The sequence below is a fragment of the Laribacter hongkongensis DSM 14985 genome (assembly GCF_000423285.1).
Taxonomy (GTDB): Bacteria; Pseudomonadota; Gammaproteobacteria; order Burkholderiales; family Aquaspirillaceae; genus Laribacter; species Laribacter hongkongensis.
Map to the genome: position 1 here is coordinate 1 of NZ_AUHR01000027.1, position 9,644 is coordinate 9,644.

Annotated in this window: 10 protein-coding genes, 3 tRNA genes and 2 rRNA genes; 4 read left to right on the forward strand and 11 right to left on the reverse strand. The window is 61.8% G+C overall.

Annotated elements, in window-relative coordinates; all coding sequences use genetic code 11:
* The 8 genes from G542_RS0113655 to G542_RS0113690 all read right to left on the reverse strand — a co-directional run.
* A partial coding sequence (locus G542_RS0113655; protein ID WP_027824396.1) for a GTP-binding protein occupies window positions 1-455 on the reverse strand: 455 nt, incomplete at its 3' end.
* A 36-nt stretch (window positions 456-491) separates the two neighbouring features.
* A tRNA-Thr gene (locus G542_RS0113660) sits at window positions 492-566 on the reverse strand.
* Between the two features lie 7 nt (window positions 567-573).
* A tRNA-Gly gene (locus G542_RS0113665) sits at window positions 574-647 on the reverse strand.
* Window positions 648-685: 38 nt separating this feature from the next.
* A tRNA-Tyr gene (locus tag G542_RS0113670) sits at window positions 686-770 on the reverse strand.
* Between the two features lie 146 nt (window positions 771-916).
* Window positions 917-1,168: a YfhL family 4Fe-4S dicluster ferredoxin gene (locus G542_RS0113675; RefSeq protein WP_012695728.1), complete on the reverse strand. Its 252-nt coding sequence runs from the start codon at window positions 1,166-1,168 to the stop codon at window positions 917-919.
* A 57-nt stretch (window positions 1,169-1,225) separates the two neighbouring features.
* Window positions 1,226-1,801: a 16S rRNA (guanine(966)-N(2))-methyltransferase RsmD gene (gene rsmD / locus G542_RS0113680; RefSeq protein WP_027824397.1), complete on the reverse strand. Its 576-nt coding sequence runs from the start codon at window positions 1,799-1,801 to the stop codon at window positions 1,226-1,228.
* Window positions 1,782-3,137 (reverse strand): M16 family metallopeptidase, encoded by a 1,356-nt coding sequence (locus G542_RS0113685; protein ID WP_027824398.1) that lies wholly within the window; start codon window positions 3,135-3,137, stop codon window positions 1,782-1,784. Before G542_RS0113685 ends, rsmD begins: the two co-directional genes overlap by 20 nt.
* Window positions 3,127-4,509, reverse strand: coding sequence for a M16 family metallopeptidase (locus G542_RS0113690; protein ID WP_027824399.1), 1,383 nt, complete (start codon window positions 4,507-4,509; stop codon window positions 3,127-3,129). The genes G542_RS0113685 and G542_RS0113690 overlap by 11 nt, the downstream gene beginning before the upstream one ends.
* An 87-nt stretch (window positions 4,510-4,596) precedes the next feature.
* On the opposite strand from G542_RS0113690, the gene ftsY reads away from it, so the two are divergent.
* The 4 genes from ftsY (at window position 4,597) to rpoH (ending at window position 8,419) form a co-directional block, all read left to right on the forward strand.
* On the forward strand, window positions 4,597-5,799 hold the full coding sequence (ftsY, locus tag G542_RS0113695; protein ID WP_012695724.1) for a signal recognition particle-docking protein FtsY: 1,203 nt from the start codon (window positions 4,597-4,599) through the stop codon (window positions 5,797-5,799).
* Window positions 5,800-5,828: 29 nt separating this feature from the next.
* Window positions 5,829-6,482 (forward strand): cell division ATP-binding protein FtsE, encoded by a 654-nt coding sequence (gene ftsE / locus G542_RS0113700; protein WP_012695723.1) that lies wholly within the window; start codon window positions 5,829-5,831, stop codon window positions 6,480-6,482.
* On the forward strand, window positions 6,479-7,387 hold the full coding sequence (ftsX, locus tag G542_RS0113705; RefSeq protein ID WP_012695722.1) for a permease-like cell division protein FtsX: 909 nt from the start codon (window positions 6,479-6,481) through the stop codon (window positions 7,385-7,387). The genes ftsE and ftsX overlap by 4 nt, the downstream gene beginning before the upstream one ends.
* Window positions 7,388-7,570: 183 nt before the next feature.
* Window positions 7,571-8,419, forward strand: coding sequence for an RNA polymerase sigma factor RpoH (rpoH, locus tag G542_RS0113710; protein ID WP_012695721.1), 849 nt, complete (start codon window positions 7,571-7,573; stop codon window positions 8,417-8,419).
* Between the two features lie 247 nt (window positions 8,420-8,666).
* On the opposite strand, the gene G542_RS19525 is transcribed toward rpoH, so the two are convergent.
* The 3 genes from G542_RS19525 to G542_RS0113720 form a co-directional block, all read right to left on the reverse strand.
* Entirely contained in the window at window positions 8,667-8,801 is a 135-nt protein-coding gene (locus G542_RS19525; protein WP_012695720.1) for a hypothetical protein, read from the reverse strand.
* A 531-nt stretch (window positions 8,802-9,332) separates the two neighbouring features.
* Window positions 9,333-9,445: ribosomal RNA gene (rrf, locus tag G542_RS0113715) — 5S ribosomal RNA — on the reverse strand.
* Window positions 9,446-9,554: 109 nt separating this feature from the next.
* Window positions 9,555-9,644, reverse strand: a 23S ribosomal RNA gene (locus tag G542_RS0113720); the annotation flags it as partial.

A 9,644-nucleotide genomic window follows, 5' to 3' on the forward strand; every position in this document is an offset into this window, starting at 1 on the left:
ATTTCCACCAGCTCGAGCAGCTCGGCGTCGTCCACCATGTCGGCCTTGTTCAGGTAGACGATGATGTACGGCACACCGACCTGGCGGGCCAGCAGGATGTGTTCGCGGGTTTGCGGCATCGGACCGTCAGCGGCCGAGCACACCAGGATGGCGCCGTCCATCTGGGCAGCACCGGTAATCATGTTCTTCACGTAGTCGGCGTGCCCCGGGCAGTCGACGTGTGCGTAGTGGCGGCCTTCGGTTTCGTACTCAACGTGGGCGGTGTTGATGGTAATGCCACGTGCACGCTCTTCCGGTGCGCTGTCGATGGCTGCGTAGTCTTTGGCTTCGCCGCCGAATTTCTTCGACAGAATGGTGGTGATCGCAGCAGTCAGCGTGGTCTTGCCGTGGTCAACGTGGCCGATGGTACCGACGTTCACGTGCGGCTTAGTCCGTTCGAACTTCTCTTTAGCCATGATGAATTTCCGCCAGAAAAACGTTGAGAATATAGATGGTGCCCATGGGCAGAATTGAACTGCCGACCTCTCCCTTACCAAGGGAGTGCTCTACCCCTGAGCTACATGGGCCTGAACTTGGAGCGGGTGAAGGGAATCGAACCCTCGTCATAAGCTTGGAAGGCTTCTGCTCTACCATTGAGCTACACCCGCCAGCCGCTCGTGATCCCTCACGCCGCCAAATTGAATTCTGGTGGAGGGGGAAGGATTCGAACCTTCGAAGGCTGAGCCGGCAGATTTACAGTCTGCTCCCTTTGACCGCTCGGGAACCCCTCCGTGAGAGAGCCCGAACTATATCGATACCCGAAAACCCCGTCAACACCTCAAGGCATTTTTTTTGGTTTTTCGTAAAACCCGCCAACACAAAGCCCCACCTTGCAACAGTGGGGCTTTGGCACCAGAGGCCATGACCTGGCTGCCGGTCAGGCTTTGCCGCTGATGATCAGGAACTTCTGGTACAGCTCGGCTTCCGTTTCCGGATGAGCCGGGTCCAGCGGAATACAGTCGACCGGGCAGACCTGCTGGCACTGCGGCTCGTCATAGTGGCCGACGCACTGGGTACAGAGGTTCGCATCAATCACATAGATTTCTTCGCCCTGCGAAATCGCACCATTCGGGCACTCCGGCTCGCACACATCACAGTTGATGCACTCGTCGGTAATCATCAGCGACATAACTAAATCTTTCTTGATTCAACGGGTTATTTACAGAAAACATTGTCTCAGGCGCGTTTACGCTGCGCAAGGCGCTTCTGCCCGCCGCAGCAGGGCAAATGATACCTTGCCTGCCCGCCCTTGCCGCCAGACATCCCAGCCGGCCAGATCCGGCAAGGTTTCCGCTTCGACATACACCACGCCCCGCGGCGCCAGGCAAGCGACCACACGCGGCAAGGCCTGCGCCAGCAGATCGGTCGCAAACGGCGGATCCATCACGATCACGTCGAATGATTCACGTACCTGCGCCAGCCACTGCAACGCATCAGCCTCCACCACATGGATACGCCCGCATCCCAGCAAGCTGGCGTTGGCCTGCAACTGCCGGGCTACCGGGCGGGCTTTCTCGATCATGACCACGCGCGCGGCATGCCGGCTGGCCGCCTCGAATCCCATGGCTCCGCTGCCGGCAAAGAGATCCAGCACCGACTGGCCGGTCAGATCCTGCCCCAGCCAGTTGAATACGGTTTCCCGCACCCGGTCCGGTGTCGGGCGCAGGCCCGGCTGATCCGGAAACTCCAGCACCCGGCGCCGGTATTCGCCCCCGATGATGCGCACGCGGTTCTGGTACGAATTACTGCTGTTCTTGCTCACGATCGACCTTGCTTCTGTCAGGTTCGTTACTGCCGCCCACCACCACCTCAACCAGATGATCGAGACCGACACGGCGCCGGTAGGCATCACGCACCGCCTCCGGCGTCACCTGCTCCACGGCCCGAGGGTAATCGTCCAGCCAAGTAAGCGGCAGATTATAAAAGCCGATGGCCGCTACGTACTCGATCAATTTCTTGTTACTGTCATAACGCAGCGGAAAACCACCAATGATATTGGCCTTGGCCTGCTCAAGTTCCGCCGCACTCGGGCCATCGGCCACAAACTTCTCCAGCGTCTCCCGCGCCACTCGCCGCGCCTCGTCTGCCTGTGCCTTGCGCGTACTGACCGACACCATGAATTCACCCGGTGCCGTGTAGGGCGCCAGCATGCTGCTCGCCCCGTAAGTCAGGCCACGCTTGCTGCGCAATTCGGTCATCAGCCGGGAATCAAAACCGCCTCCGCCCAGCACATAGTTGCCCACTACCAGCGGGTAATAGTCCGGGTCATCCCGCGTCAGCAGCGGCAAGCCCAGCGCCACACTGGCCTGGCTGGCTACATGCGGCTGGCTCAGACGCTGTGCGGCCGGCTGCGGCACCGGTGGCACTTCGGGCAACGGCGCACCGGTCCGCGGCAGCCCACGGGTCAGCCGTTGCGCCAGCTCGGCCGCCTCACGCCGGGTCAGGTCACCCACGATCGCAATGCTCATGTAACCGGGACGGTAGTGCTGCTGCCAGAACGCCCGCACATCCTCGCGCCCGATGGCTTCCACCGCAGCCGGCGTCAGCCGCGCCTCGTTGGCATAAGGATGCCGGCCATAAATGGCCTGGATGAACTGCCGGTAGGCCACGGCCTGCGGGCTGGTTTCCTCCTGCCGCAGGCCGGCCACCGTTTGTGCCTTGGCCCGCGCCAGTGCCGCCGCCGGAAAAACCGGCTGTGTCAGCACTTCATTCAGCAGCGCCACGCCCTGCCTGCGGTCAGCAGCATCCGAGAGCAGACGCAGGCGGATGGCTGCACGATCCTGGTCCACCGAAGCGCCATACTGCATCGACCGGTCAGCCCATGCAGCCGACAGAGCCTCTTCATCATGCTTGCGCGTACCACTGGCCAGCAGCCGGTTGGTCAGCGCCGCCACCCCCAGACGCTCTGGCGCTTCCCGGCGCGACCCGGCATCCACATCAATCCGGATGTCGATGATCGGATTCTGGTGCGACGGCACGAACAACACGCGCGCACCGTCCGGCTGCGTCCAGCGCTCAATGGGCTGGGCACCGGCCACACCGGCCATCAGTGCACCACCTGCCAGCAACAGCCAGCTCAGGAATCGGTTAGCGGACATGCGGGCTCTCCTTCATGGAAGCCTGGCTGGCCTGACGCTGGGCCTGCGTCAGCGGCAAGGGCTTGAGTTCGCCCACGACCAGGCGCTCGTCAGTGAAATAGCGGCGTACCACCCGTTGCAGGTCCTCTGACCGGACTGCTGCCAGCCGGCGGTCAATCTCGTCTTCGTCCCGCCAGGAATGACCGCGCGACTCGGCAGCGCCCATCGACATGGCCTGGGCAAACATCGAATCGCGTTCGTACACCCGCCCGGCGCGCAACTGCTGGCGGACCCGTGCCAGCTCGGCCGGCTCCACACCCTTGTCGGCGATCCGCCGCAGCTGGCGGCGCACCGCCTGCTCAAGCGCGGCAGGCGTCTGCCCGGCAGCCGGCACGGCCACCACGGTAAAAAGCTGCTCGCCCCGTCCGTTCATGTCGTAATCCGCACTCACGCTGTCAGCCAGCCGCTGCTCGCGCACCAGGGCGCGCGGCAGGCGGGAAGCGGCAGCGCCGTCCAGCACAGCTGCTAGCACTTCCAGTGCGTACGGATCAGGCTCGTCCGCTTTTGCCAGTCGCGGCACCCGCCAGCCCAGCGCCACGTAACCCAGTTCACTGGGGCGCTCCAGCACGAAACGCTGCGGCCCCGGTGGCAGGTCCGGTTCGGCCACGGCCTGCGGGCGCGCCACCACGCGGGCCGGCAAACGGCCGAAGGTGGCACGGGCTTCGTTCAGCACCGCTTGCGGATCAACATCCCCGACCACGACCAGCGTGGCATTGTTCGGTGCATAAAAGCGCTGGTACCAGTCCTTGAGGACTGGCGCGTCAATGCGTGGAATGTCATCGGCCCAGCCGATCACCGGCTGGCCGGACGGCCCGGCAAACGCATGCCGGCCCATCGCCTCCATCAGCATCGCGCCCGGGTTGTCGTCGGTACGCATGCGACGCTCTTCGCGGATCACCTCCAGTTCACGGGCCAGCGACTGCGGGTCTACCTTGAGATTCTGCATGCGGTCGGCTTCCAGCCGGAACATTTCCGGCAGGTGCGAGGCACCGATCTGCTGGAAATAGGCGGTGTAGTCCTTGCTGGTAAATGCGTTCTCGCGCCCGCCCAGCGCAGCCACCCGGCGGGAAAACTCTCCGTCCGCCACAGTGGTGGTGCCCTTGAACATCATGTGCTCCAGGGCATGACTCAGCCCGGTGGGCACGCCCACCTCGTCCAGACCGCCCACTCGGTACCACACCTGCGACACCGCCACCGGCGCCCGCCGGTCCGGCCTCACGATCACTTTCATGCCGTTTTCCAGTGTTGCCTCAACGGTCACCGGTTCGCTGGCGGCCAGGCTGCCACTGGCCATCGCCAGCGCAGCCATCGCGCCCATCCATTTCGCTTTCATGCTCTCTCCGCGCAAAACGACTAGAATCGGCGGCATTCCTATCAACCTGCGCCGGGTTGCCGCGACCCGGCCGGACTCATTCTGTCTATGTTCAGCTTTTTCAAACGCAAATCCAAACCCGATCCGCAAACCGGCCACGAAGCCGCTCCCCCTGCTCCGGCCAGCGAGGCGCCGGCCGGCAGCGAAAACACCATCAGCCAGCCGGCAGCCACCGAACTGCCCGTAACGACTCCGGCCATGCAGGAGGAGGCAGCAGCGGTCGCCGTGGAGCCGGAACCACAGGCCATCCCGGAACCTGAACCCGAACCGGCAGCGCCTGTCGCAGCGGTCGAACCTTCTCCGGTCCCCGTGGCTGTCGCCAGCGAAGCCGCTGCACCGCGCAAGCAGTCGTGGAGCGAACGCCTCAAGGCCGGCCTCTCCAAGACCCGCGACAAGCTCGGCAAGCAGCTGGCCGGCCTGTTTGGCGGCGGCCAGATCGACGAGGACCTGTACGACGAGCTGGAAACCATCCTGCTGACCTCCGACATGGGCGTCGCTGCCACCCGGCATCTCCTGGAAGATGTGCGCCGCCGCGTCAGTCTCAAGGGCCTGAAAGATGCCAGCCAGCTGAAAGATGCATTGAAAGAATCGCTGATGGACCTGATCGGTCCCTTAGAAAAACCGCTGAACCTGGATCGCAGCGGTCCGCTGGTCATCATGATGGCAGGCGTCAACGGAGCCGGCAAAACCACCTCCATCGGCAAACTGGCCAAGTATTTCCAGGGACACCGGAAAAGCGTGCTGCTGGCTGCCGGCGACACCTTTCGCGCAGCTGCGCGCGAGCAGCTGGCCGAATGGGGGGCGCGCAACCAAGTGACGGTCATCAGCCAGCAGGGCGGTGATGCGGCAGCGGTGTGCTTTGATGCCGTCCAGGCCGCACAGGCACGCAAGATCGACATCGTGCTGGCCGATACCGCCGGGCGACTGCCGACCCAGCTGCACCTGATGGAGGAAATCCGCAAGGTCAAGCGCGTCATCAGCAAGGCGCTGCCGCAGGCCCCGCACGAAATCCTGCTGGTGCTGGATGCCAACACCGGGCAGAACGCGCTGGCACAGGTCAAGGCATTCGATGATGCGCTGGGACTGACCGGCCTGATCCTGACCAAGCTGGACGGCACGGCCAAGGGTGGCGTGATCGCCGCCATCGCCCGCGAACGGCCGGTACCGATGTACTTTGTCGGTGTCGGTGAAACACTGGACGACCTGCGGCCGTTCTCGGCACGCGAGTACGTGGACGCCCTGTTCGACTAATGCCACCGGCAGCCTGAGGGAGAGACAGCATGATCCGGTTTGATCAGGTGACCAAACGCTATCCGGGCGGTATCGATGCCATCCGCCATCTGAGCTTTCACGTCGAGCGCGGCGAAATGGTGTTTCTGGCCGGTCACTCGGGCGCGGGCAAATCGACGCTGCTCAAGCTGATTGCCGGCATCGAGCGCGCCACCAGCGGCAACGTGACGGTCAACGGCCAGAATCTCAGCAAGATCCGGGCATCGCAGTTGCCGTACGTGCGTCAGCATATCGGCATCGTGTTCCAGGACCACAAGGTGCTGTACGACCGCAGCGTGTTCGACAACGTCATGCTGCCGCTGGAAATCATCGGCTTTGACCGGCGCGAGGCGGCGCGGCGCGCCCATGCGGCACTGGAAAAGGTCGGGCTGGCCAGCAAGGAAAAGGCCTTGCCCATCCGCCTGTCCGGCGGCGAGCAGCAGCGGCTGTGCATTGCCCGTGCCGTCGTGCACCGGCCGGCCATCCTGCTGGCAGACGAACCGTCGGCCAACCTCGACCGCGCCTACGCTCTCGACATCATGGAGCTGTTCAAGTCGTTTCACCAGGTCGGTGTCACCGTGGTCATTTCCGCTCACGACGAATCGCTGATGGCTGACTACGCCTCGCGAATCCTGCGTCTTTCCAACGGACAATTTGCCGCATGAAACATCTTCTTTTCCTGCACTGGCAATCGGCCCGCCGCGCACTGGCGGGATTCATCCGGCAACCGCTGGGGTCGTTCCTGACCCTGTTGCTGCTGGCGGTAGCCCTGTCGATGCCGCTGGCCCTGTACCTGAGCGTGAAGGGGCTGGCCGACTGGACGCAGCAACTGGCGGCCACACCGGAAATCACCCTGTTCATGGAGACCGGGGCTGATACCACTGACCTGCGGGCAGTGGAAACCGCCCTGAAACAACATCCGGGTGTCGACAAGGTAACGTTTGTTCCGCGTGATCTCGCCCTCAAGGATCTTCTGGCCCGTCACCAGCTCGACGGCTTGCAGGACGGGCTGGAAGGCAATCCGCTGCCGGACGCCTTCATCGTGACGCCCAAGGCCCAGCCGGCACGGGCGCTGGACAGCCTGCAACGCGAACTGTCCGGACTGCCGCTGGTGGAAATCACCCAGTTCGATGCAGCCTGGGCCACCAAGCTGGACGCCCTGCTGCGCTTTGCCCGACACGGGCTCTGGTCACTCGGCGCGGCACTGGCACTGGCACTGATCCTGGTCACGCACAATACGATCCGCCTCCAGGTACTGGCACGACGCGATGAAATCGAAGTCTCGAAACTGATCGGCGCGACTGACGACTTTATCCGACGACCTTTCCTGTATCACGCACTGTGGCAAGGCGTCTTTGCCGCCCTGATCGCCTGGGGCCTGTCGTACTGGTTCGTGCAGGCCGCCAGCCCGGCACTGGCCGAACTGGCGACCCTGTACGGCGCCCGGACAACACTGGCGCCACTGGGACTGGCCGAGGGCGGCATCCTGGTCCTGTGCAGTGCGCTGCTGTGCATGCTCGGCGCCAGGCTGGCTGCCAGCCACCATTTGCGGCAACTGGCCCCACGCTGACGTGCAGGACAGGATTAAGCACCGCCTAAGACCTGCCACTCACACTGCATTCAACCACCGATAGTCGAGATGGCGGCAATGCCTTGATGCATTGGACAAAATTCGCCACAAAATGCACTAGGATGGATTTATCACTCAACCAGGCCGAGTGCTAAAATCCAGCGCGAGGAGGATTGTTATTCCATGAATGTCACGATGAACCTTCCGGTCCCGTCGGCCAACGGCAGCCTTGACCAATACATCGCGGCGGTAAACAGTATCCCGATGCTGTCGCAGGATGAAGAACAGGCATTGGCCAGACGGCTGCAACAAGACAACGATGTGGAAGCTGCCCGCCAGCTTGTCATGTCACACCTGCGGGTCGTGGTATCCATCGCCCGCGGTTATGCAGGTTACGGTCTGCCACAGGCCGACCTGATCCAGGAAGGCAACATCGGCCTGATGAAGGCTGTCAAACGCTTCGAACCCGAACGGGGAGTGCGTTTGTTCTCGTTCGCCATCCACTGGATCAAGGCCGAAATCCACGAATTCATCCTGCGCAACTGGCGCTTGGTGCGCGTGGCCACAACCAAGCCACAGCGCAAGCTGTTCTTCAACCTGCGTTCGATGAAGCAGGGGTTTTCTGCCCTGAGCGACACGGAGGCACGCCAGATCGCCGATGATCTCGGCGTCAAGCCGGAAGAGGTGCGCGAAATGGAAACGCGCATGTCCGGTCAGGACATTTCCCTTCTGGCAGAGGACAACGAAGAAGAGGGATTTGCTCCGATCGACTGGCTGGCTGACACACGCTCGGAACCAACCAAACAGCTGGAAATGCAGGCTTACGAACGCTTGCAACGGGAGGGTATCGAGCAGGCATTACAGGCTCTTGATCCCCGTAGCCGCCGCATTATCGAAGCACGGTGGCTGGCTGATGATGGTGGCCTGACTCTACACGACTTGGCAGCCGAATTCGGAGTTTCGGCTGAGCGCATTCGTCAGATTGAGGTGAAAGCTCTCAAGAAAATGAAACTGACGATGATCGCGGAATAATCAATCCTATTGATTCACAATAAAAAAGCCGTCAACAGATTACCTGTTGACGACTTTTTTATTCTTTTCCGGCACCTAGTGCGGCCATGTGAAGACAGAGTCAACTCCAACGATCCTTCAGCGTACTATGGCGCGATGCCCAAAGGCGCAGCGTCTGGTTTCGGCAGTCGTATGCGGCGAAGATGTTGGCCACCACTCACGGGTCGCCAACGTTTACGGGTTCTGACCCGAATACCGTTTCGCTGCATCAAGCCCGCGCTGCAATGCCGCCCGCAAGCGAAGCCATGGGCGAGAAGTTCGGCATGAATGCGCGATGGCCGTAGATACCATTGACCTCGGCATGAACCAGCCGGATTTCGCGCAGTAGTTGTCGGTTTGCCATCTCTCGCGCCGAAGGAGTGCGGTGTAGCCATGCGTAGTAGCCACTGCGGGACACGCGAAACAGTTGGCACGTCGGCACTACCGGGCTGCGGCCCGAGAGTGCCTGAATCGCGCGAAATCTCACTTCGTAGGTTGCGAGAAGATGGCGAGCGCCTTTTTTAGGATATCGCGCTCCATGGTGACGCGAGCCAGTTCGTCACGCAGTCGTTTCAGCCCGGCGGCTTCGCCGCTCTGTTTGCCTCGACCTGGGAAAACATCAGGTCCGGCATCTTGGAACTGACGTTTCCACTTGCCCAGCAGTGACTCGGTAATATCGAAGACTTGGGCAACATGTCATGGCAAGCACCTGCTCAACCGCTTCGCGCTTGAGGGATTCCGGAATGGACACTACTCCTTGGTAGCGATTATCCACCTGAAGTTAGTATCCACGGGGAGCGGGACAGACCACACAGGACGCTCATTCCCCTTTAGGTTTTGAGGTAGCAAACCAAAAGCAAAGGCCCCCAACGTGTGCTGGGGGCCTTGATGGGGAGCCTGGCGGTGTCCTACTTTCGCACGGGTATCCGTACTATCATCGGCGCTAAGTGGTTTCACGGTCCTGTTCGGGATGGGAAGGGGTGGGACCCACTCGCTATGGCCACCAGGCATAAACTGTCGAGCCGTCGTGCTGCTTTCGCAACACGCCGCCTCATCAAACGGTCAAAGAAGTGACAGGTCAGATCGATCGTCGCATTCACTGAATGCTTCAACTTATAGGATCAAGCCTCACGGGTAATTAGTATCGGTTAGCTTAACGCATTACTGCGCTTCCACACCCGACCTATCAACGTGGTGGTCTTCCACG